Below are 21,946 nucleotides of genomic sequence, written 5' to 3' on the forward strand. Positions count from 1 at the left end.
TGTTCCTTTTATTGGGAGACGAACTTCGTGCGCATCGATGTGGCCAACATCGTCGCGCTGTGTTAATTTGCATAAACGGAACCGTATTCCGTTTACATACGGAACAACGTTCCGTTTTGCAAGTGAGTGAATGATGAGCGACGACAAAAAAGAGCAGGAGGACGGCCTGAAGCCCGGGGAAAGGGCGGACAGGCGCGTGCGCGCCGACGCCAAGCGCAATCTCGACGGGCTGCTTCAGGCGGCATTGACCGTGTTTGCGACCTCCGGCGTCGATGCCCCGGTGCGTGAGATCGCGGAGAAGGCCGGCGTCGGCATCGGTACCGTTTACCGGCATTTTCCCGAGCGTTCCGACCTCGTCGTTGCCGTCTTCCGCCGCGAAATCGACGCCTGCGCCGACGCTGCGCCGATCCTTGCCGCCGAGCATGCGCCGGGCGAAGCGCTGGCCAGATGGATGCAGCGTTTCGTGGATTTCATTGCGGCCAAGCGCGGGCTTGCCGCGGCCCTGCACTCCGGCAACCCAGCCTTCGATGCCTTGCCCGCCTACTTCCAGCAGCGGCTGCAGCCGGCTCTTCGCTCGCTTCTCGACGCCGCCGCTGCCGCCGGCGAGGTCCGCACCGACATCGCCGCCGAGGATCTTTTGAATGCGGCCGCAAGCCTCAGCATGCACGCCTACGCCCAAGGGGCCGAACATGCCCGGCGTATGGTGTCACTGCTGGTCGACGGGCTGCGCTACGGCGCTGTACTGCGGTGAAGCTCCGACAATGAAACGGGCCGTTGCCCGGCCGGCACGCGCGCTCGGCCGGGCAACGGCCTGGCGTCATCAGGTCCGCATCGACAGCTCGATATCCTCTTCGAATTGACGCCATGGCCGATATGTTTTGCGCCTACCTTGAACGGCTTGGGTTTGGCCAGGACCGAGCATAACGTCCCGGCGGCACACCCGCTTCGTCCTTCGAAGTCCCTCAGGATGAGGCTCTCTCGGGCGCTGATGCTTATCGGCGGTGACGCAACGGGGCGGCAAGGGAAAGCGCGGCATCCTCAACATCGGTCATTGGAGGGCGCCTCTGGATGGATGTCGAGTCCTAGTCCCGAAGAGGCTCGCTTATTTCGCCAGCACGATATGCGTGGCGTGTTCGGTCGCGACATGCTCGGCGACGCGGAAGCCGAGGGCCGGGAGGTCGATGCCTGCAAACATCGCCTCGCCCTTGCCGAGCACGACCGGCGAGACGGCGAAATGCAGTTCGTCGATCAGGTCGGCCTGCAGATACTGACGGACGGTGCTGACGCCGCCGCCGATTTTCACATCCTTGCCGCCGGCCGCAGCCTTCGCCTTGTCAAGCGCTTCCTCGACGCCGCTGGTGACGAAGTGAAACGTCGTGCCGCCCTCCATGACGATCGGTTCGCGGGGATAATGCGTCAGGATATAGGTCGGCGAGTGATAAGGCGGGTTCGGTCCCCACCAGCCCTTCCAGGCATCATCCGGCCAATCGCCGCGGATAGGGCCGAACATGTTGCGTCCGAGAATGAAGGCGCCGAAATTCGCCATGCCTCTGGCCGCATAACCCTCGTCGACGCCTTCAGAACCGCCGTCCTTTCCGATCATTGCGCGGAAGGTGCGGGTACGGAAAAACCATTCGAACATCTCCGTTCCCCGCTTGCCCAGCGGATCGTTCATGCTTTGCTCCGGCCCGGCGCCGAAACCATCCACGGAAAGGGAAAATGCTGCGACACGCACCTTGGACATGCTGCTCTCCTCCACCTGATTGCATACCGAAACTAGTTGCGTTGTCGCATAAGTGATCCTATATTGCAACCAGTTTTAAGGAGAGAATTCGTGGATATTGAACTGCGGTCGGGCTGCCCGATCAACCTGACGATGGAAGTGCTGGGCGACCGGTGGAGCCTCATCATCATCAGGGACATCATGTTCGGCAACCGCCGCCATTTCCGCGACCTTCTGACCCATTCGGAGGAGGGGATTGCCTCCAACATTCTGGCTGCCAGGCTGAAGCGTCTGCTCTCGCTGGGGTTCATCAGCAAGCGAGACGACCCGAGCCACAGCCAGAAAGCGATCTACAGCCTGGCGGAGCCAGCGATACAGCTCGTGCCGGTCTTTGCCATGATCGGTGCCTGGGGACGGCGGCATCTGCCTGTGAGCGAGGAGTTGAGCATCCGTGCGCAGCTTCTCGAAGAAGGCGGGCCGCCGCTGTGGGACGAGTTCATGGAGGATCTCCGGCAGATCCACATCGTCGACCCGATCGGCGGGGCCAACGGTACATGCACCTCACCCGTACTGGCCAAGCTGACGGCGGCGTTCCTCGAGGTCCGCGCGAGATCGTTGTCGCAGGCATCCTGATATCGAGGAAGGTCGGTCCCCCGATCAGCCGCCGGCACCCTGGTACTTGCCGGTGGCATACCGCCAGTAGGCGATTGATATCAATACCCAGATCGGGCCGGCTGCGAGAGCCACAGGCCCGGCCCAGTCCCCGAGGATCGGGATGGGCTTGCCGAGCAGGGCGCCGACGGGGACCGAGCTGGTGAGGGCGAGCGGGACCGCGGTGATCAGGATGGTCTGGATGCCGCCGGGGAAAATGTTGAGCGGGTAGCGCGTCAATTCCCAAAAGCCGAAGAAGATCGAGAACAGGTGGTTGGAGCGCACCCAGATCAGCGCCGTGGCGCCGATCATGGTGATGAGGGCCGCGGTCAGCAGCGTCGCGCTGAGGAGCGCGGCTACGAGGAACGACACGGACCAGACCGACCAGGAGAAGTCGACGGACAGAACGGCCCAGCCCATCAGCGCTACCGCGAGGATGACGTGGCCGGTATAGCCGATATTGAGACCGGAAAAGACCAGATAGGCCCAGGGGCTGAAAGGCTTGACCAGCAGCGTGTCGAAAGTGCCGAGCCGCACCAGTTCTTCGAGGTCGCGCAATTGCACGAAGCTCATCGCGGCGCCGAGCGAATAAGCCAGCAGTTGGAAGCTGAACAGCAGCGCCAGCTCCGGCCAGGTCCAGCCGCCGAGCGTGTCGAAGCGGGCAAGCAGGATGCCGATGGTGGCGAAGACGCTGCCATAGGAAAGGATCTGCGCAAGACGGTCGAGCCAGAAAGCGCCGCGATATTCCATCTGGCAGCGGACATGCATTCGGACCAGCAGCGGAAGGACGCGTAGGTGATGAATGAGCACGATCAACCTCCCTGCACGGTGATGCGGCCGGAGGCACAGCGCCACAGCCAGAGGACGCCGGTAAGGAACAACGCCGCCCAGGCAAGGCCCAGGCCGAAATGGAGCCAGACATCGGCCGTGGAAAGCCTGCCGAGATAGATCGCATTGGGATAGTAGACCACCCAGGCGAAGGGCAGGTGGCGGGCAATTGTGGCCAGCGGTTCGGGGAAGAACCAGAACGGTATCAGCAGGCCCGAGAACAATTGCAGCAGGGCGCCCAGTATCCAGTCCAGCGAGAAACTTGTCATCAGCCAGAAGGCGACGAGGCCGAAGAGCGCCGACATCAGGAACAGCAGCGTAAAGGATAGCGCCCAGAAGGCGATGAACATCAGGCCATCGAACAGGGTCGCCGGCGGCAGCATGCCGTAAAACAACGCGGTGAAGGCGATGGTCGGAATGACCTGGGTCATCAGGCGATAGCCGAAGCTGCCGCATTCGTTGGCGAAGAGATAGAGCGGATAGGACAAGGGCTTGAGCAGCCAAACCGCGATATCGCCTGTTTTGAGCGACCGGCCGATCTCGCCGATGATCCTTTCAGGGCGGGTAGCGCCCATCACCGCGCCGCCGAGCAGGGCATAGGTCACCATCTGCTGCAGGGAGACGCCGTCGACCACGATTGCGCCGATGCCGGCATAGGCCGCCTGCCAGATGGCGACACGCGCGAAGACCTGCACGAGTTTGCCGAAGATATTGGCCCATACTTCATTGCGGTAGGCGAGTTGCGAATGGAAGGAACTGCGCGCGAAGGCGAAATAGGCGCTCATGATGCCAGAGCCTTGGCATTGCGCCGCTGGTAGAAGGTGCGGATGACCTCTTCGATGTCGGGCTCGTGCAGCGCCACATCCTTGAGACCGCGCCCGCTGCCGACTTCCGACAGGATAGCGACCAGCGAGATGTCTTCACGCTCGATGAGATAGTTCTTGCGCAAGCCCTCGTCGCTGACGAGTGCGGCGGTGCTGAGCGGCAGTGGGCCAGGGTCGCTGGCAAATTCGAGGGTCAGCCGCCGGGCCGAGCCCAATGCCGCGCGCAGGCTCTTCAACTCGCCATCGAAGATGAGCCTGCTGTGATCGACCATGATCAGCCGCGGGCAGATGGTTTCGATGTCCTGCAGGTCGTGGGTGGTGAGAATGATGGTGACGCCGCGCTCGCGGTTGATCTCGGCGAGAAAGCGCCGAACCGCATCCTTGGCGACCACATCAAGCCCGATGGTCGGTTCGTCCAGAAAGAGGATCTTGGGATCGTGCAGCAGCGACATCACGATCTCGGCGCGCATGCGCTGGCCGAGGCTGAGCTGGCGCACCGCGCGGTCGAGAAAGGGCGTCAAATCAAGCAACTCGCTGAAGCGTCGGAGATTATCCGCATAGCGGGCGGCGGGGATGTCGTAGATCCGCTGGTGCAAGGTAAAACTGTCGACCAGCGGCAGGTCCCACCACAGCTGGCTGCGCTGGCCGAAAACGACGCCGATCTCGCGGGCATTGTCCATCCGCCGCAGATGCGGCGTCCGGCCGAGCACCGAGAGCGTGCCGTCGCTCGGCACCAGGATGCCGGTCATCATCTTGATCATCGTCGATTTGCCGGCGCCATTTGGACCGAGATAGCCAACGGCTTCACCTGCCGCGATGTCGAAGCCGATGTCGGAAACAGCCAGAACTTCCGTATATTCGTTGGTCACCAGCGTCTTGAGCGCGCCCATCAGGCCCGGAAATCTCTTGTGCTGCCGGAAGCGTTTGCTGACGCCCCGCGCCTCGATCAAAGCCGACATGTGTATTTCCTCAAGGGGTAATTCCAGCCGATTCGGCAGCAGCATCCAGGCTAACGCGGGGCTCGGCCAGTTCAAGCAAAAGTCGCTTTTTGGGGCGCTACTCAATCGCGCCTGGCGTAGCCTTTTGCGTTGACAGCCACGATCAATCATTTCCTGTTAGGGTCATGAAGATTCTCGCAATATCCGGCAGCGCCCGGCGCAATTCCACCAATACGGCCATGCTGCAGGCTGTCCGCGCCGTTGCGCCAAATGAGATCGAGATTTCGATCTTCGACGGCGTGGGGCGATTGCCGGTATTCTCGCCCGATCTCGAGGGAGAATGTCTACCGGAGGCGGTGCGGGATTTCATCGATGTGATCGCTCAGAGCGATGGGGTGATCATTACCAGCCCGGAATATGTGCGATCCATCCCCGGCGGCCTCAAGAATGCGATCGATTGGCTCGTATCGGGAGATGAGATCGTCCATAAGCCGATCGCCCTGCTGCACGCATCCCATCGCGGCGACGAGATGCTGGCCGGTCTTCGCACCGTTCTTGCGACCATCACCGACCGGTTCGCGGGCGATATTTTCCTCAGGCTTCCTCTGATGAAACTGGAGCCGGCCGAGGTGTTCAAGGCCGTCGAGGCAGCGGAAAACCGTTCCAGGGTGCAGGCCTATCTTCAGGCATTCTCGGCCTATTGCATGGCAGACGGTAAGACCGCCTGAGGTTCGCTCGCTGCATCATCGGACATCCATCAGCAGGCCGTTCTCGAATGCCGTCTTTTCGTGAAGCGTGTGCAGAATGACGAGCGGGGCCGCGAGCAGCGCGGCAAGGATGAAGGCGGAGAAGAAGTGTCTCGTCAGGAGACGAAGGATATGTCGGATCATCTTGATCTCCAGCTGCTGCGGATATTCGTTGTGCTGGACCCCAACAATTGCGGCAGCATGACCGGCTGCCTTGCAAGCTCCGCAATGCTGCCGCAACCCTTGTGGCGGACAGAGGGGAGAGCGAGACAATGGACGGGCGATGCGGATACTGTTGATAGAGGATGAGAGGGAGTTGGCGGAGGCGCTGTCGGCTGCACTCGGCAAACATGGGATCGTCACCGACCACACGGTGCATCTGGTCGATGCGGTCGAGCTGACGCGGCAGAACCTCTACGATGCGATCCTGCTCGACCGGCGCCTGCCCGACGGCGAGGGGCTGAGCTTCATTCCCGAGCTCAGGCGGACGGGGAAGGATACGCCGATCATCGTGATGACGGCGCTGAACGAGCCGAAGGAGCGGATCGAGGGCCTCGACCTCGGGGCGGACGACTATCTCGGAAAGCCGTTCCTGGTCGAGGAGCTGATGGCGCGGCTCAGGGCCGTGCTGCGGCGATCGCCTGAACTGGCCGAACTCAGGATCACGGCCGGGCGGATGGTGATCGACCCGCTGCATCTCGGCGTCACCGTCGATGCCGTGTCGCTCGACCTGCCCCGGCGCGAACTTCTGGTGCTTGCAGCCCTTGCCAGGCGCAAGGAGAAGACGGTGCTGCGCTCGACGCTGGAGGCGGCGGTTTATAACTACGAGGAGGAAATCCAGTCGAATGCGCTCGACGCGCATATTTCACGGTTGCGCAAGCGGCTGATCGATGCCGGCGCCGGCGTCGCGATCCATAATATCCGCGGCGTCGGCTATCTCATGAAGGAAGAATGATGCGCGAGGCGACCAAGTCGAACCTTTCACTCTGGTGGACGCTCAGCTGGCAGCTCAGTATCCTTTTCGTGGCTGTTGTTGCGACTGTCATCATCGGGCTTTGCATTTACGCCACCAGCATCCTCTCGCCCAATGAAGGAATGCAGGTTCAGCTGACTGCAGCCCTCGAGGAAGCTCTTACGCGTGACTCGCAGGGCAGGATCGCCATAGCTGATAGCCCGCGTCTCAGGTCGTTCAAGGCTGAGAACAACAGGCTCTGGTTTTTCGTCGCAACACCCAGTGGAGAAACGGCCTCCTACGGCGTAATACCGGCGCCCTATGCGGACCTAGCCCGGTACGTCTACCTCATCAAAGACGCCGACATACGAGGGGCGTCTGGTACGACCGAGGTCGCCTCCATCGACCGTGTCGATACTGCAGAAGGCGAGTACAGAGTGATGTACGGCGGAAACGCCAGCAGAAGCTCCGCATTCCTGGCAATACTCGGCAAAACCTACCTCATTTACACACCACTTTTGGCCATCGCTTTGCCCGGGGTTTTTCTAACGATCCCCCGCGTCGTAGCGCGCGCTTTGGCCGGCGTGAAGGATATAGCGAGCAAAGCATCGGAAATCGAACCCCGTCGGCAAGGAGCCCGATTGCCGGTGGATGGTATTCCCACAGAAATCGCACCATTGGTGATTGCTTTTAACGGAACGCTTGAGCGGCTTGAGAACGAGTTTAAGAAACGCCAGCGTTTCCTGCTCGACGCGGCGCATGAGCTTCGGACCCCGATCGCTATCATGCAGACGCGGATCGACGGGATGCCCGATGGGCGCGAGCGGCAGCGGCTGCTCGACGACGTGGCGCGGCTCGCGCAAGCGGCCGAGCAACTGCTCGATTTCGAGCGCAACGATCAGGCGGCCGATCTCGACGAAATGGTTGATCTCGTCGAGATCGCCCGAATGACGGTTGCCGATCAGGCGCCGCTGGCGATTGCCGCTGGCTATCAGATTTCGTTTCAGAGCGAGGTCAAGAGCCTGAAACGCAAGGGCAGCCCGTCGGCGCTACCGAGGGCGGTGAGCAACCTTGTGCGCAATGCCATCGACCACGGAGGCAACAGCGGCATAATCACGGTTTCTGTGTCGGGCTCACCTTCCGGCGGCGGTCGGATCACGGTCGCCGACGAAGGGCCTGGCATTCCGGCCGAACATCGGGAGCTGGTGTTCGAGCCGTTTTATCGCGTCACCCCGAAGAGCAGGGGCGCCGGTCTCGGCCTCAGCCTCGTCAAACAGGTCGCCGTAAACCATGGCGGCGAGGTCAGCATCGAGAGCGGCGCCGTCGGGACGCGGGTGGTGATCGAACTCGCATAGGTCAGGCTTGCTTGAGCAGCATCCGCCCTGGTTCTGACCAGCAAAGACTCAGGGAAGCGATCTGTAATGTTGCGGCAATTCTCGACCGCCACTTTCGCCCGATACTAGAGCGCCGCGCGTCCGACAGGACGCGCCAAGGACGCTCTAGCGTTTTAAACCTGCGCATAATCCTTTCCTAAAATCGATCTCGATTTTCGGGGTTATGCGCTATCGGCGACGGAGGCCAGACAGCGTGCGCAGCAATCCATTCCTATTTTCCTTCCCCGTGGCGTCGAGAGGCTTGTCCCTCGCTCTGCCGGTGGCGCTCGCCATGGCCGCGGCCGGGTGCAGTTCGGTGCCGCTAAAGGAGGCCGGCACGCTCTCCTCCTACGGCAATCTCGGCGCGCCGAAGGGCAAGCTGTCGAAATCGCGCGTCTATGTCGATGGGACGCGCCTTAGTCCGGCAAAGACGGTCAGCATCGTGCCGACGACCTTCGCTTTCAACGCCGCGACTCGCGTCAAATCGAACGCCGACCGCGTGATGGTGGCGAACGCTCTGGATCGGGCGCTCTGCATTTCGCTGAGCGACAAATACCAACTGGTCTCTGCCGGCCAGCCGGCGGATCTGACGATCCGCTCCGTCGTCACCGACATCGTGCCGACCAACAAGGCGATGGCGGGTGTTTCGACCGTCGTGACCGTCGGCACCGGTTTCGTACTGCCCGTCAGCGTGCCCCGGCTGCCGGCCGGCCTTGGCGGACTGGCGGTCGAGGCGGAGGCCGTCGACAGCGGTGGCGTGCAGCGGGCGGCAATCGTCTGGTCGCGCGGGGCAAACTCGCTGCAGAACAACCCCCGTGTTTCCGAAGTCGGCGATGCCTATAGCCTGGCTTCGAAATTCAGCAGCGAGTTTTCCCGCATGCTGATCAAAGGCAAGGAGCCGAAGGGAATGGATATCTCGCTTCCCTCAGGGCAGCGGATGAAATCCTGGCTCGGCGGCAAACCGAAATACGCCGCCTGCGACGCCTTCGGCCGGCCGCCCGGACTGATGGGGGCGGTAGCCGCCAAATACGGCGCGCCGCCGCAATGGACCGAGAAGAAGCCGAAACCAGCGGCGACCTATTGAGAGACGATGCGCGGCGGCGACTGCCGCCGCGACCAGCACTCAGCCCGCCCCAGGCTGACGGGACGGACGGAGCAAAGGCAGGCAAGGCTTGTGCTCCGTCCGTCTGCAAATCCGTCGCGCGTCACGTCAGCCGGCGGCTCCGGGCTTCAGCCAGAAATACAGTTTTATCTGATCGGGCCTGTCGGAGGGATGCGGGCCGCGCATGAACAATTCGCCGCCATTGCGCTCGATCACGCGCCGCGAGGCGTCGTTGTCCTCGTTGCAGAGGACGACCACGCGGTCGAGACCTTCCTTCGATGCCACGGCCATCAGAAGGCTCAGCGCAGCGGTCGCGTGGCCATTGCGCTGTTTCCACGGCACGACGGAATATCCCACATGGCCCGACACTTCGGGCGGCAACTCCTCGGTGCACGCTTGAAAACGCAGGCTGATGCTGCCGCAGATTTCGCCGTCCCAGATCCAGAACCGACGCGTGGTGAGAGGCAGCGATCCGGATCCGGTGCATCGCCTGCCATCAGGAATGAGATTGCCGAGAAAGCTTGATCTGTCCTGGCGCAGCCGCTGAAGCTCACCGTAAACATAGGCTTCATCGCCCGCGCGGCGCGGATCGGGAGACCAGCCGGCGGCGAGTGCCGCTTCGAAGCCCGACAGGTTTTCCAGATCCGGCGGCAGCAGGATGACGGGACCAGCGGGCATTGCGGTATATGCAAATGTCATCGATCACGCTCTATCTGGCCGCAGGAAATTCAGGGTTCGATCCGCGTGGCTGAAGCCGAAGTCAAGCACGGTTGATGGCCGGTTTAAAGCGGGCGCGCTGGTTCGGAGCAGGCATCAAAAAGCCCCGCATCTTCATGCGAGGCTTGCTGCTAAATGCGGACCGGATTAACGGCACTGGCGGCGTGGGCCGTAGTTCGGCTGGTACGTATTGTCGTAGGCGCGGTACGACCGGTAGCGGCTATAGCAATACTCCGCATGCGAACCAGAACTATAGGCACGTGCGCGCGGTTGCGAAGCAATGATGCCGCCGATTATGGCGCCGGCCGCCAAGCCGCCGATGATGGCACCAGTGTTGTCGTTGCGGCGATATCTGCGATCGTAGCGACGATCCCAGCCATAGCGGTCGTCGCGGTAGTAGTTCCGGTCGCGATAGTTGTGGCGGTTGCGATACCACCTGCGATTATTACTGAACTGCCCCGGGCAGTTCGTGAAGTTGTTGCAGCCAACGGTCATTATGCGGGCATCGGTATTTTGAGGCGCCGGCTGCGCCGATTGCACCGGGCTCGGCACGAAAGCCGGGCCTGCCGAGGCCGGCATTCCGGAGAAGGCCGTCGCTATCGACAGGGCAATGATGGCGAATTTGTTCATTTTACTCACCTTGGGTAAACGGATGTATCGAGAGAATAACGCAGGGGAAGGGAATAGGTTTCATTTTGGGATGGAATGAGGCGGTGTATGTGCGCGATCACGAACGTAGGTAATGATAGGCCTTCGGTTATTCCGTGAACAGCCGCTTCAACCCCGGACGCGCCGCCGCGTCGAGACTGACCTCCGACACCAAAGCCGTCCGGCAGGCATACACCAAATCCCGCAATGGTGGCGGATCAGGCAGGCTTGACGCCGAGGGAAATGGAGAAGCTGCAGGTAACGTGACGTCTCAAGCTATCAGGCTCACCTTCCGCCGGCCAGCAACCGAAGCTGGTTCTCGTCATGCACACCCTGGCGGTAAAGCTCGATGATGAGGGCGCCTAAGCGGTCGGCCTCCCTGCCTGATCGGTCGATCTTTAGCCCGCTACAGAGAGATTCGTGGACACGCCTGCACACATCGAGGTCCTCGGAGGCGAGCGGTTCGTCACGCGTGCTAAACAGCTTGTCTGACATCGCAATCTGCCCTTTTTGGATGCCGTGAATCGCTTTCGTGAAAAAGATAATTTCGCGATCTTTGCTCTGCAAGATGGGCGAAGGTCCGAAATTCAAAAACAATTCTGGGCACGCACTGGAAGATGCGGGCGAGGGCGGCAGGGCTTGGATATGAGACCGATCGGGGTGTCGACCGGATCGTGCGAGCGTGAGATCTACTTTGCGGGGTCCTTGGCGCCCTGCTGCGACAGGCGCAGCTCTTTCAGCCGCTTGGTTTTTTCCCGGCGGGCCCGCTGCTCCGCTTCGATGGTTTCCTTGGCGGCGCGCTCGGTGTTTTCGAAACGATCCTGCCGGTAAGCCTTTGATGAGGGTTCACGTTCTCTTTTCATGGCCGCTAAACGCAAATCGGCGAAAACGGTTTCATGGGAAAATGAGTCACTGGCCATCAATCGATGGACGTGGCCAGGATGCCGGCGTGTAGGATGGCAAGCCATCGTGGCAACCGGGCGCCTGATCGGCGCCCGGTAACATCACGGATCAGCCTTTGATGAAGGCGAGGATGTCGGGGTTTATGATGTCTGCGTGGGTGGTGCACATGCCATGCGGGAATTTCTCGTAGACCTTCAGCGTGGCGTTCTGCAGCAGCTTGGACGAGAGCAGGGCAGAGTCGGCGATCGGCACGATCTGGTCGTCATCGCCGTGCATGACGAAGGTCGGTACGGTGATGATCTTCAGGTCTTCGGTGAAGTCGGTTTCCGAGAAGGCCTTGATGCCGTCGTAATGCGCCTTGGCGCCGCCGATCATGCCCTGGCGCCACCAATTGTTGATGACCGGTTCCAGGACCTTCGCGCCCGGCCGGTTGAAGCTGTAGAACGGGCCGGCCGGCAGATCGTAATAAAACTGCGCGCGATTGGCGGCGAGCTGCTGGCGCAGGCCATCGAAGACTTCGATCGGCAGGCCGCCGGGATTGGCATCGGATTTGACCATGATGGGCGGCACGGCGCCGATGATCACCAGCTTGGCGACGCGGCCCTGCGGCTGGCCGTGGCGGGCGACATAATGGGTGGCTTCGCCGCCGCCGGTGGAATGGCCGACATGGACGGTGTTCCTGAGATCGAGATGCTCGACGACGGCTGCGGCATCGGCAGCGTAATGGTCCATATCATGGCCGTCACCCACCTGGGTGGAGCGGCCGTGGCCGCGCCGATCATGGGCGACGACGCGGTAGCCCTTCTCGAGGAAGTACAGCATCTGGGCGTCCCAGTCGTCGGAGCATAGCGGCCAGCCGTGATGGAACATGATCGGCTGGGCGCTCTTCGACCCCCAATCCTTGTAGAAGATCTCGACGCCGTCCTTGGTGGTAACCGTGCTCATCTTTTGGCTCCGTTGGTTGGGGTTGGTTGGACTAATGCGGTCAGAAGTTTGCGCCGTTGCCGGCAGAATTGGCAAGGCCACGAGCGCCGTTGCGCTGGAGGCTAGGGGCAAGAAGGTCGCGCCTGATCAACCCGAATATGTTGATGTGCTTATTCAATGCCTCTTTCTATTCTATTGATATGACAGAAGTTTGTATGCCTCCGCGACATGGGCGTAGCACCCGCCCATTTCGCATGACGCGAGGGGCTGGGTGATCCTCACCTGGCTGCTTCGTGCTGCGAACATTCTTTAAATCCACGGTATCTCGGCCGTCGGCCACCTCAGGCTGGTTCGTCATGGGTGAGACGAACGTCTGTAATGAGCCATTTTTTTAATATTCGTTCAATATATCCGTCCGGGTAGTTCAATATATCTGTCCGGGGTAGGTGTGTTCCCGTTCTGCCGCCGCGTGCATGCCGCTGCCGGCGCTCACTTGAACGCGGTTCATCGCCCAACCATCTAATCCTCATACAACAGCGCCATGGCGGACCGTCGCAACCGCGACGGCTTTGCCGGCGGCGGGACGGCCGTTACTGCCGCCTGAGGATTCAATAATGGGTTACATGGACAAGCAGATAGTGCCTCAGAATGATGAGGCGCTGATCGATGCCTATTCGCAATCGATCGCAGCAGCAGTCGATACGGTCGGGCCAGCAGTCAGCCGGATCGAGAGGGTGGGAGGTCGGCAGGGGCACGGGTCCGGCTTCGCCGTCTCGCCTGATGGCCTGATCATCACCAACAACCATGTCGTTGACGATGCCAAGGTTGTTCGCATCACCACGCCTGACGGTTTCGTTACCGAGGGCCGGGTGTTGGGCCGCGATGTCGATACCGACATTGCCCTCATTCGCGCCAATACAGGCACCGGCGCCTGGGCGAGGCTCGGAGATTCCCACCACTTGCGCAGGGGCCATATCGCGATCGCGATCGGAAACCCGCTCGGCTTCGAATGGACGGTTACCGCTGGTATCGTCTCGGCGCTCGGCCGTTCGATGCGGGCGGCCAGCGGCCGGCTGATGGACGATGTCATCCAGACCGATGCGGCGCTCAATCCCGGCAACTCGGGCGGGCCGTTGGTGTCTTCGGGCGGGGAGGTGATTGGCGTCAACACCGCCGTCATCCAGGGCGCGCAGAGCATCGCCTTTGCCGTCGCTTCGAATACGGCCAATTTCGTGGTTTCGGAAATCCTCCGTTATGGGCAGGTCAGGCGCGCCTTCATCGGCATATCAGGCGATACGATCGTGCTGCCGCGCCGGGTGGCGCTTGCCGCAAGCACGGTGCAGACGACATCCGTGCGCATCCGCCGCGTCGAGCCGGACGGGCCGGCGGCGAAGGGAGGCCTGCAGGAGGGCGATTATATCCTCGCCATCGACGGCAGCCCGGTCGGCGGTGTCGATGATATTGTCCGATTGATGGATGGCAGCAGGATCGGCAGGGATACGGAGATCCTGGTGTTTTCGGTGGCGGGCCGGATCGAGAAGAAGATCTTGCTGCCGATGGCCCGGTCCTGACGCTTCACCTCAGCGCCATGACTAGGCATCACCTCACGTCAGGCGCTGACTGCTTCCTGATCCGCCCCCGAGAAATCCACTGCCGCAAAGGCCGCCGCCAACACTTCCGGCCCGGCGCCGGTTTTTGCCGCATCGGTTGAGAGGATCTGACGGTAGCGGCGGGCGCCGGGCAGGCCGGTGAAGAGGCCGACCATGTGGCGGGCCACGTGCTGCAGCCGGCCGCCGCTGGCGATGTGACGTTCGGCATAGGTCATCATCCGGTCACGCAACGCCTCCCAGTCCGGCTCGGCCGCCGGCGCACCAAAGAAGCGCTGGTCGATGTCGGCTAGGATCGCGGCATTCTGATAGGCGGCGCGGCCGAGCATGACGCCGTCGACATGGGCGAGGTGGGTTGCTGCCTCGTCGAGCGTGCGGATACCGCCATTGATACCGATGAAGACATCGGGCCAGCGTTGTTTCATCCGATAGACGATCTCATAGTCGAGCGGCGGTATCTCGCGGTTTTCTTTGGGGCTCAGGCCCTTCAGCCAGGCCTTGCGCGCATGGATCCAGATCGCATCGGCGCCGGCATCGAGAACGCGGCTGATCAGCTCGGGCAGCGCGTGTTCCGGTTCCTGCTCGTCGACTCCGATCCGGCATTTCACCGTCACCGGCACGGTCGCAACCCTCTTCATCGCAGCGACGCATGCGGCCACCGTTTCCGGCGTCAGCATCAGACAAGCGCCGAAGGTTCCGGACTGCACGCGGTCGGAGGGGCAGCCGACATTGAGATTGATCTCGTCATAGAGGTAGGGTTCGGCGATTTTCACCGCCTCAGCAAGCTTTGCCGGGTCCGATCCGCCGAGTTGCAGCGCCAGCGGATGCTCGGCGGCGTCATGACCGAGCAGCCGGTCGCGCGGGCCGTGGATGATCGCATCGGCCACTACCATCTCGGTATAGAGCAGCGCCTCGCGGCTGATCTGCCGGTGGAAATAGCGGCAATGCCGATCCGTCCAGTCGATCATCGGGGCGACCGCAAAAATCGGCCTCTTCTGCGTCATCGACGTTCCATTGTTCCTTGTTCCCGCGGTACCGTCTCACGGCGCCGTCGCAGCCGCATGGGGCGGGATCATCCATAAAACGCGCATATAACACTTGCCGATGCGATCGACAAACTAGTGGCGCGCACAAACAGAAACAGCGCCCCTTGCGGAGCGCCGTTCATGCCGCGTGAGCGGAAGTCTGACTTACGAAGCCGAGATGTTGACAGCCTTCGGGCCCTTGCCCATGCGATCCGGCTCGGTGTCGAAAGTAACCTGCTGGCCTTCGCGCAGCGACTGGATGCCAGAAGCCTGCAGCGCAGAGATATGGACGAAAACGTCCTTTGCGCCGCCGTCTGGCGTGATGAAACCAAAACCCTTGTCCTGGTTGAAGAATTTTACGGTGCCCTTGGTGGCCATTGGGATCGTCCTTTTCCCTTAGTCTGTGTAGTATCCGCGCCCCCGAGAGGAAGCGGACGGCTTTAGCTTTCGCCCCGATCGATTGGGACGAAGGGTCAGTCGGAGAAGTCACGTACGGGGAAAGAACGTCTACGTAGGCGGGTAGTCCCGCGCCGCCTTCCAAACGGAAGGGATTACCACATCAGTCCAGTCACCGGCATGCAAATGCCCGAGTAAGTCAATTCGTGCCAGCATTTCGGGCAAAAAGCAAGCGGGATTATTGTGGCATGCCCGCATCGATACCGGGAAATGCCGAAGATTCAGATACTTGACGATGGGTTAACGGATTCTTGCACGCTTGTGCCATATCGGGATTCCGTGCCGAAACGGGATGATGGGCGGATTCTAGCCGGGTCAGGGATTTTGTTGGGGAAGCGGTTTGGGGCGGCACCGGCAAGATACCCATGAGCCCTATCCGACAGCTCTTGACTTCGCATGATTCAACTTGAGATTAAACCCTGTGGTTCGCACTAGCGAGATGCGATCCATCAAGATCGGTGACCCGGGGGAAATCGAATGGATTCGCGGCAAATGATCATCACCTTCGCGCTGATCGGCATCGTTTATACGCTGGGTTTGCACATCCCGCTTCCCGGGATCGATTTGGATGCTCTTGCTAGCCTGGCATACACTGCCGATTCCGATATGCTCTCTCGCATATCGATCCTAGTCCTTGGACTGACGCCTCTTTTCGCCGCGCTGGGACTTGCGGAAATTGCACGATTGATTGCTTTTCCTTGGCTCAAGCAGAATGATGAGCAAGATCGAAACACCGTCCTGGGACCTGCGATCGTCATAGTGATCGCGCTGGCTGTTGCCGCTCTGCAGGCGTACGCCATATCAGGCGGCCTGGGCGCGACGCCTCTGGTCGCTGATAATAGGACTAGCTTCACCATGCTCACGATCGCATCCTGCGTGGGCGCGACGGCGTTCACGATCTTCCTCTCCGATCGCATAAGGATCGCAGGCCTGCGCGATGGCCTCTGGCCATTATACTCGATCCCGATCCTATTAAGCCTGCCAAAGAATGTGATCGCTTCAGTCGAAATGACGAGAACCGGAGCCGTGCCTTCGACGCAATGGCTGATTGTCGCGGTTTATCTCGTCTTGTCGGTCGCCGCGGTGGTCGTCACGGCTTTCCTGTGGAGGTCGGCATGTCACGAGGCCGGCGTCATCGCAGAAAAGACGGTTGAGCCAAGGGCAATTCTCATCTGGCCGCCGGTGCTGGCCATCACCGCTGCAGGTTATGTGCTGGCCTTTTTCGCCTTCATTGCTCCAAATGTCATTGCTGCGGCTCAAGGGTTGCCTTTGCAAATCATCGCTCTCGTAATGGCATCGATCCTGATCCCGCTGATCGTTTTCGCCTATGTCAGGCGACTTGAGGTCATGAATGGGGCGAATATTCGTCTGGCCGCGATTGCAAGCATTATTGCCTTCATCCAGATCCTGCTGCTTGTCTCCGGCGCCCTCGTAAGTGCATTCATTCAGCTTCCGGTCAGCCCCGGCTCCATCGGCATCATCGTTTTGACGATAACAGCTCTCGGGCTTCGGAACTGGGATACAGTTAAAGTGGAAGATTCAACGGGACCCCATGTCTCGGCCCAGACAGCCTCGTGAAGGCTCGCCTCAAGGAAACGCTTGGTCCGTCTAGATGCCTCGTGAGCTTTTGAGTGAAGGCCGGAGCCGCGACGGGGGTGAATGTTTGCCTCAAACGGAGTCGAGCCAGCGAACCGGCGTAGAATCCTTATGGCCGCCGTTATCCGGTGCATTCAGGCCCCAGGTCCTGGGCGCGGAGGAGACTTCGTTGAAAGAAAGCTATTCACAGCGCCGACGCGCCGTGGCTGGATTCCTGTGACAGGCACAGGAATGAAGGAAGATAGGTCGGCAGCGCCTCGTTCGTCCGATCCCAACCACCTACTGCGCGTCCCCCAGCAACCCGCTCAGGCTCCACGGATTATCACCCTTCTGATTGGCGATGTCGTCGACCTTCCAGCCGCCGTGTTCGCGCACCAGGGTGTAGAAGAGCGTCACCTCTTCGCCGTTTTCGAATTCCACCTCCACCTCGGCCTTATCATCCAGCAGGATCGGTTGGCCGATCCTGACGTCGCTGGCCGCGCCATCCTGACCCGCGATGACGGGATCGAAGTCGATCGCGCCGACATCGCCCTCCGGTGTGTTGTCGAGATCGGTCTGAAGGAGCTCGTTCAGGTGGTCGGAGAAGAATGCGGAATAGGGCGAGGGCGCCTCGGCGTCGCTGTTGTCGGTGTCGTAGCTATAGAGCGCCTTGAGCAGCGCCTGCGGCGTCTTGTAGGTCTGCGCCGATGCGGGCAAGGCTGCGAGCGCCGAGACAGCAAGGGCGAGGATGAATGTGGGCAGACGCATGCGGGGTTCTCCTCGGATCGGCAGGAAATCATAGCGGAATCGGGCGCGGAGGTGGAGCGGCATTTTTGGAGGGGGTACTCAGGTTTGGCGCGGCCATCGGCCGTGTTCCGATGACAAGGCTCCGCACTTGCTTGTGACAGACGCCCGGGCGAGACTTCCAAATCAAGCTGGGGAGGGTGAGATGAAATGCATCGTCGGATTCTTCATGACCAAGCCTGGAAAGCGCCATGCCTATCTGGCCGCGGCTCAGAACCATCTCGAACAGAGCCGGCTCGACCCGGATTGTCTCTATATCGAGTTGGTACCGATGCCCGAGCATCCCGACAAGATCCTGTTGGCCGAGGCCTTCACCAGCGAGGACGCGCATCGCCGGCACGAGGATACGGACCACATGCGCGAGCTATGGGCCGTCGGCCCGACGCTGCTGTCGCATGTCGTTATCGACAATGTGATTTCCGCTGAGGTGGAGCATATCGACGAGCGGTTTGACTGATGCGTGCCTGATTCCGCGCGGCCACCCATCGGTGGGGCTTGCACGACTGCAAGTCCCACCTCGGTGCCCGGCAATTCTGTCGCGGCTAAATCAGCGCCTCATGCGACAAGCTCGAAACCGACAGCTCGAAGACGTCCTTCACGGCCAGCGTGAAATCGTGGCTGGTGACGTTTCCGGCCGCGTCATAGGCTTCGGCGGTGAAGGTCAGGCTGTGGGTGCTTTCGTAGTCGATTGCAGCCTTCGTCTGGATCTTGTTGCCGACGAGCTTGAAGATGCCGTCGGCATCGTCCGTCAGCCGCCATTTCACCGTGTCGCCTTCCGGATCCTTTGCCGTGAGCAGGCCGACCGAGGTGCCGATGGCGACATTCTCGGAGATCGAGCTGCGCGAGAAGGCGAGATTGGTCGGCGCCTTGTTGACGGGGGCCTCGTTGACGTCGAGCACGTTGATCGTGATGTCCTTTTCGACAGTGACCTTGCCATCCGAAACAGCGACCTTGATCGTGTGCGACTTCGCCGTCTCGTAGTCCAGAGCCTTCGAGGTGACGATACGGTTGCCATTGATCCGGAAGTGGTCGTTGGCTCCGTCGATCAGCGTATAGGTGAGCGCGTCGCCATCGGCGTCCTTGGCGCTGAGCAGGCCGACCGTGGTCCAGATCGGTGTGCTCTCCAACAGGGAAGTTTTCGAGAGCTGTATATTGGTGGGCGCGCTGTTGCTGCCGTCGGGCGTGAACTTTCCCTTGGCGAAATCGTAGACGCCGTCGGCAAAACGGGCGAATTCAACATCGGTCAGCGTATCCTTGCCCTCCAGGGCGCTCGTCAGGATGTGGCTGCCATTGTTCAATGCGAAGGTGTATTTGGCGAAATTGCCTGAGAAGACCGCCGTATCGATGCCCGCACCGCCCAAAAGCACGTCGTTGCCGGCGCCGCCTTCGAATTTGTCATTGCCGCCGGTTCCGAAGAAATAGTCGTCGCCGCCGCCGGTCTTGACGTCGATGCCGAAGGCGGTGCCGAAGATGTCGACGTGGCGGTTTGCCAGTTCGTCGGAGAGGTCGGCATGGGCGCTGTCCGTTAAAGTCAGTGCGAGGACATCGTTCTCATAGCCCGGCATTTCGTATTTGACGATCTTGTCGAAGCTTTCGAACTGGGCGGCCGAAGCAAGAACCTCGGCTCCCGCCGTTTCAAGAATTTCGACGTCCTTGATCGTGAAACCGGCAAGCCCGATGGATTCCTGCCCAGGGCCTAAAGTAGGTTTGATGACCTGCAGCGTGTCCGTGCCGGCGCCGCCATCGATTACTCCGGAAAGCGCGGAAGAGTGTGTCTGCAGGTTGATGGCATCATTGCCATCGCCCGCATCGATATCGAAGGTCTCGGGGGCGGTGGACATATTATCGCCATCGGTGATTTTATCGTCGCCCGCGCCGCCTTTGATGACGTCATTTCCGACGCCGCCGAAGATCTGATCGTTGCCATCGCCGCCGGTCAATTTGTCGTTGCCGGCATTGCCGTTGATCGTGTCGTTGCCGCCGCTACCATCGAAAATATCGTTGCCGTCGGTTCCCGTAAATATGTCGTCACCGCCGCCAGTCTTGACGTCAATACCGGAGACCGTGCCAAATATACTAGCCCGACTGTTTCCAAGCTCGTCGGAAAGATCGACATGGGCCTTGTCCGTCAATCTCAAGATGGCGATGGAGGAGCCGAAAGCGTCCTTCGTTCCCGAGATTTTGTCAAAGCTTTCTAACTGCGCGGATGAACCGGTAAAGCCATACTCATTCGTTTCAAGAATTTCGAAATTCTTGATCGTCAGCTGGGCAAACCTGGACACTCGCAGTGTATCAATCCCGGCACCGCCGTCGATCGTCCCGGAAAGCGCCTGAGACGGTGTCTGGAGGGTTACGACATCGTTCCCGTCGCCCGCATCAATGTCGAAGACTTCCGGCGAAGAGCTGGAAAGCTGGCCATCGACGATCGTGTCGTCGCCCTTGCCGCCGATCAACCGGTCATTTCCGCCATTGCCATTGATATAATCGTTGCCGTCGCCGGCGTCTAAGATGTCTCTGCCGGCAGTCCCGGTGAGAAGGTCGCGAGCGCTCCCGGTTGTGACGTTGATGCCGGAAACGTTAGGGCCGCCAAAGATGTAGTTTAGCTTGCCTGCCAACTCGTCGGAAAGATCGACATGGGCGCCGTCTGTCAAGACCAACTGCACGGAAGAATCGGAGCCGGTACCGATGATTTTATCGAAGGATTCGAATTGTGCCGTCGATGCGGTCACGCTGGATGTCGCAGGCTGGAGAATCTCGACGTTCTTGATCGTCAGGCCTGTCAGATCATTGGCTTGCAGCGTGTCGGTGCCGGCCCCGCCGTCTATCGTTCCCGATATCTTGGCGAAAGAGCCGGTGAACAAAATCACTTTGTCGTTGCCATCGCCGGCATCGATATTGAAGGTTTCAGCGACATCGGAAAAATAATCTCCGTCGCTAATCGTGTCATTACCCGCGCCGCCCTTGAGGACGTCATTGCCGACGCCGCCGTAAATCTCGTCATTGCCATCGCCGCCATTCAGCGTGTCATTGCCTGCTTCACCATTGAGCAAGTCGTTACCGCCGCCGCCGCTCAGCGTGTCTGCGCCACCACCACTCACTATGGTGTCGTTGCCGGCGCCCGTCGTGATCGTATTGGGGCCGCTCGAGCCCCTGACGCTCGCGGAAACCGAGCCCAACTCGTCGGCGAGGTCTGCCACGCTGGAATCTGAGACGGTGAGGGCGACGGCGGAGAGAGGATTAGCGGCGGAGTAGCGGATAACATCGTAAGCTTCGAACTCAGCGCCGGTCTTGGTAACTGTGGCGCCGTTCGTGTCCAGAATATTCAAGGCCATATATATCTTTCCCCAAAAGATGCTTTGTACTCGGCAATATGAGACATCCCCGAAAGAACTGTTTTATTGCTCAGCGGACGACAACCCCTCGGGGATCTATGCCAATCCTCGATTAAGTTTTCAATGCAAAATTGTGTCTTTTCATTGCTTTTTTAATGAAAAACTAAGGATGAAATACTGGGGAAAGGAATTTTAATTTGAGAACTCAAAGTCATGCTTTGGTTTCGTAAATAGTATTATCTTTCATTTTCAGGTGGGAAGCTCTCGCGAAAATTGTGTTTTCAGCAAGGTCTTCGCTGGCGCCACGCCGTGCGATCATCCGCCTCACTATCGCAGGTTGGTGCTGGCTTCGACTTGCTCCGCTTCTCGCGCGAGGCTTCACATCAGCTTGATGAGGCCTGCTTCCGTGGGTCTGAAGCCGCAGGCGCGGTAGAATCCGGTCAGGTGCGGTTCGAAATCGACATGCAACCACTCTGCGCCACGCTCCCGCGCAATCCTTGTCGCTTCCCTGACCAACCGCGTCGCGATGCCTTGCCTTCGCATGTCGGGATGGACCGATGTATCGAGGATGAAGGCATGGATGCCGCCATCCCAGGCGACGTTGACGAAGCCGATGAGTTGGTTGTCGTGGTAGGCGCCGATATGGGCGAGGCTGCGGGACAGGATGGGGGTGAAGTCGCGCGGGGTGGGCGCGCCCCAGGCGGCGGACCAGAGGGTGTTGAGTTCGGCGGCAGAGGGGAAGGGATCGATGCGGAGTTCTGGCATGGGTACTTCCCCTTGGTGGGATTCAGGCCCGTCTGCGCTTACGCAGTACGGCT

The 21,946-nt window shown here is 60.4% G+C and carries 24 protein-coding genes; 9 read left to right on the top strand and 15 right to left on the bottom strand.

Translation table 11 applies throughout. The features are described 5' to 3' along the window. The first annotated feature begins 130 nt into the window (after window positions 1-130). Window positions 131-751 carry a TetR/AcrR family transcriptional regulator gene (locus tag OLZ32_RS00170; RefSeq protein WP_264395034.1) on the top strand — a complete coding sequence of 207 codons (621 nt, stop codon included), beginning with the start codon at window positions 131-133 and terminating at the stop codon, window positions 749-751. Between the two features lie 351 nt (window positions 752-1,102). On the opposite strand, the gene OLZ32_RS00175 is transcribed toward OLZ32_RS00170, so the two are convergent. Next, entirely contained in the window at window positions 1,103-1,744 is a 642-nt protein-coding gene (locus OLZ32_RS00175; RefSeq protein ID WP_264395036.1) for a dihydrofolate reductase family protein, read from the bottom strand. A gap of 90 nt (window positions 1,745-1,834) precedes the next feature. Between OLZ32_RS00175 and OLZ32_RS00180 the strand changes: the two genes are divergently transcribed. Continuing rightward, the gene (locus tag OLZ32_RS00180) at window positions 1,835-2,356 is read left to right on the top strand and encodes a winged helix-turn-helix transcriptional regulator (protein ID WP_025395039.1); all 522 of its coding nucleotides are present in this window, start codon (window positions 1,835-1,837) and stop codon (window positions 2,354-2,356) included. 24 nt (window positions 2,357-2,380) lie between these two features. Here OLZ32_RS00180 and OLZ32_RS00185 read toward each other — a convergent pair whose 3' ends face one another. Genes OLZ32_RS00185 through OLZ32_RS00195 form a run of 3 tightly spaced genes read right to left on the bottom strand, consistent with a single transcriptional unit; the run spans window position 2,381 to window position 4,985 of the window. After that, window positions 2,381-3,184, bottom strand: a complete 804-nt coding sequence (locus OLZ32_RS00185) for an ABC transporter permease (RefSeq protein WP_264395041.1) — start codon at window positions 3,182-3,184, stop codon at window positions 2,381-2,383. A 2-nt stretch (window positions 3,185-3,186) separates the two neighbouring features. After that, window positions 3,187-3,987: an ABC transporter permease gene (locus tag OLZ32_RS00190; protein WP_264395043.1), complete on the bottom strand. Its 801-nt coding sequence runs from the start codon at window positions 3,985-3,987 to the stop codon at window positions 3,187-3,189. After that, a complete protein-coding gene (locus OLZ32_RS00195; RefSeq protein ID WP_003540832.1) occupies window positions 3,984-4,985 on the bottom strand; it encodes an ABC transporter ATP-binding protein in 1,002 nt (333 codons plus the stop codon). The genes OLZ32_RS00190 and OLZ32_RS00195 overlap by 4 nt, the downstream gene beginning before the upstream one ends. 164 nt (window positions 4,986-5,149) lie before the next feature. On the opposite strand from OLZ32_RS00195, the gene OLZ32_RS00200 reads away from it, so the two are divergent. Next, window positions 5,150-5,692 (top strand): NADPH-dependent FMN reductase, encoded by a 543-nt coding sequence (locus OLZ32_RS00200; protein WP_003540825.1) that lies wholly within the window; start codon window positions 5,150-5,152, stop codon window positions 5,690-5,692. Window positions 5,693-5,707: 15 nt separating this feature from the next. On the opposite strand, the gene OLZ32_RS00205 is transcribed toward OLZ32_RS00200, so the two are convergent. Next, window positions 5,708-5,854, bottom strand: a complete 147-nt coding sequence (locus tag OLZ32_RS00205; RefSeq protein ID WP_003540823.1) for a hypothetical protein — start codon at window positions 5,852-5,854, stop codon at window positions 5,708-5,710. Between the two features lie 139 nt (window positions 5,855-5,993). Here OLZ32_RS00205 and OLZ32_RS00210 point away from each other — a divergent pair, with 139 nt between their 5' ends. From OLZ32_RS00210 to OLZ32_RS00220, 3 genes are all read left to right on the top strand, one after another. Beyond that, on the top strand, window positions 5,994-6,665 hold the full coding sequence (locus tag OLZ32_RS00210) for a response regulator transcription factor (protein WP_264395047.1): 672 nt from the start codon (window positions 5,994-5,996) through the stop codon (window positions 6,663-6,665). Continuing rightward, window positions 6,665-8,017 (top strand): sensor histidine kinase, encoded by a 1,353-nt coding sequence (locus tag OLZ32_RS00215; protein WP_003540818.1) that lies wholly within the window; start codon window positions 6,665-6,667, stop codon window positions 8,015-8,017. Before OLZ32_RS00210 ends, OLZ32_RS00215 begins: the two co-directional genes overlap by 1 nt. Before the next feature lie 202 nt (window positions 8,018-8,219). Then, window positions 8,220-9,119 carry a DUF3313 domain-containing protein gene (locus OLZ32_RS00220; protein ID WP_017988733.1) on the top strand — a complete coding sequence of 300 codons (900 nt, stop codon included), beginning with the start codon at window positions 8,220-8,222 and terminating at the stop codon, window positions 9,117-9,119. 126 nt (window positions 9,120-9,245) lie between these two features. On the opposite strand, the gene OLZ32_RS00225 is transcribed toward OLZ32_RS00220, so the two are convergent. The 5 genes from OLZ32_RS00225 to OLZ32_RS00245 form a co-directional block, all read right to left on the bottom strand. Further along, entirely contained in the window at window positions 9,246-9,836 is a 591-nt protein-coding gene (locus tag OLZ32_RS00225) for a GNAT family N-acetyltransferase (RefSeq protein WP_264395050.1), read from the bottom strand. 165 nt (window positions 9,837-10,001) lie between these two features. Beyond that, on the bottom strand, window positions 10,002-10,484 hold the full coding sequence (locus OLZ32_RS00230; RefSeq protein ID WP_003540812.1) for a BA14K family protein: 483 nt from the start codon (window positions 10,482-10,484) through the stop codon (window positions 10,002-10,004). 303 nt (window positions 10,485-10,787) lie between these two features. Next, window positions 10,788-10,997: a hypothetical protein gene (locus tag OLZ32_RS00235; protein WP_264395754.1), complete on the bottom strand. Its 210-nt coding sequence runs from the start codon at window positions 10,995-10,997 to the stop codon at window positions 10,788-10,790. 194 nt (window positions 10,998-11,191) lie between these two features. After that, window positions 11,192-11,422: a hypothetical protein gene (locus OLZ32_RS00240; protein WP_003540808.1), complete on the bottom strand. Its 231-nt coding sequence runs from the start codon at window positions 11,420-11,422 to the stop codon at window positions 11,192-11,194. 91 nt (window positions 11,423-11,513) lie between these two features. Next, entirely contained in the window at window positions 11,514-12,350 is an 837-nt protein-coding gene (locus OLZ32_RS00245; protein WP_003540806.1) for an alpha/beta fold hydrolase, read from the bottom strand. A gap of 593 nt (window positions 12,351-12,943) precedes the next feature. On the opposite strand from OLZ32_RS00245, the gene OLZ32_RS00250 reads away from it, so the two are divergent. After that, entirely contained in the window at window positions 12,944-13,900 is a 957-nt protein-coding gene (locus OLZ32_RS00250; RefSeq protein WP_264395056.1) for a S1C family serine protease, read from the top strand. A 38-nt stretch (window positions 13,901-13,938) separates the two neighbouring features. Here the strand turns inward: OLZ32_RS00250 and dusA are convergent, their stop codons facing one another. Next, window positions 13,939-14,940, bottom strand: coding sequence for a tRNA dihydrouridine(20/20a) synthase DusA (dusA, locus tag OLZ32_RS00255; RefSeq protein WP_264395058.1), 1,002 nt, complete (start codon window positions 14,938-14,940; stop codon window positions 13,939-13,941). A gap of 186 nt (window positions 14,941-15,126) precedes the next feature. After that, a complete protein-coding gene (locus tag OLZ32_RS00260; RefSeq protein WP_003540801.1) occupies window positions 15,127-15,339 on the bottom strand; it encodes a cold-shock protein in 213 nt (70 codons plus the stop codon). A 570-nt stretch (window positions 15,340-15,909) separates the two neighbouring features. Between OLZ32_RS00260 and OLZ32_RS00265 the strand changes: the two genes are divergently transcribed. After that, window positions 15,910-16,995 carry a preprotein translocase subunit SecY gene (locus tag OLZ32_RS00265; RefSeq protein ID WP_264419491.1) on the top strand — a complete coding sequence of 362 codons (1,086 nt, stop codon included), beginning with the start codon at window positions 15,910-15,912 and terminating at the stop codon, window positions 16,993-16,995. 297 nt (window positions 16,996-17,292) lie between these two features. On the opposite strand, the gene OLZ32_RS00270 is transcribed toward OLZ32_RS00265, so the two are convergent. Continuing rightward, window positions 17,293-17,760 (bottom strand): YbjP/YqhG family protein, encoded by a 468-nt coding sequence (locus tag OLZ32_RS00270; RefSeq protein ID WP_264395172.1) that lies wholly within the window; start codon window positions 17,758-17,760, stop codon window positions 17,293-17,295. Window positions 17,761-17,941: 181 nt separating this feature from the next. On the opposite strand from OLZ32_RS00270, the gene OLZ32_RS00275 reads away from it, so the two are divergent. Further along, the gene (locus OLZ32_RS00275; RefSeq protein WP_264395174.1) at window positions 17,942-18,253 is read left to right on the top strand and encodes a putative quinol monooxygenase; all 312 of its coding nucleotides are present in this window, start codon (window positions 17,942-17,944) and stop codon (window positions 18,251-18,253) included. Between the two features lie 85 nt (window positions 18,254-18,338). Here OLZ32_RS00275 and OLZ32_RS00280 read toward each other — a convergent pair whose 3' ends face one another. Together OLZ32_RS00280 and OLZ32_RS00285 are read right to left on the bottom strand one after the other, a co-directional pair. Then, on the bottom strand, window positions 18,339-21,128 hold the full coding sequence (locus tag OLZ32_RS00280; RefSeq protein WP_264395176.1) for a cadherin domain-containing protein: 2,790 nt from the start codon (window positions 21,126-21,128) through the stop codon (window positions 18,339-18,341). Between the two features lie 378 nt (window positions 21,129-21,506). Continuing rightward, a complete protein-coding gene (locus OLZ32_RS00285; RefSeq protein WP_264395178.1) occupies window positions 21,507-21,893 on the bottom strand; it encodes a GNAT family N-acetyltransferase in 387 nt (128 codons plus the stop codon). Window positions 21,894-21,946 lie beyond the last annotated feature (53 nt).

Source organism: Rhizobium acaciae (genome assembly GCF_025941625.1).
GTDB classification, from domain to species: Bacteria; Pseudomonadota; Alphaproteobacteria; order Rhizobiales; family Rhizobiaceae; genus Rhizobium; species Rhizobium acaciae.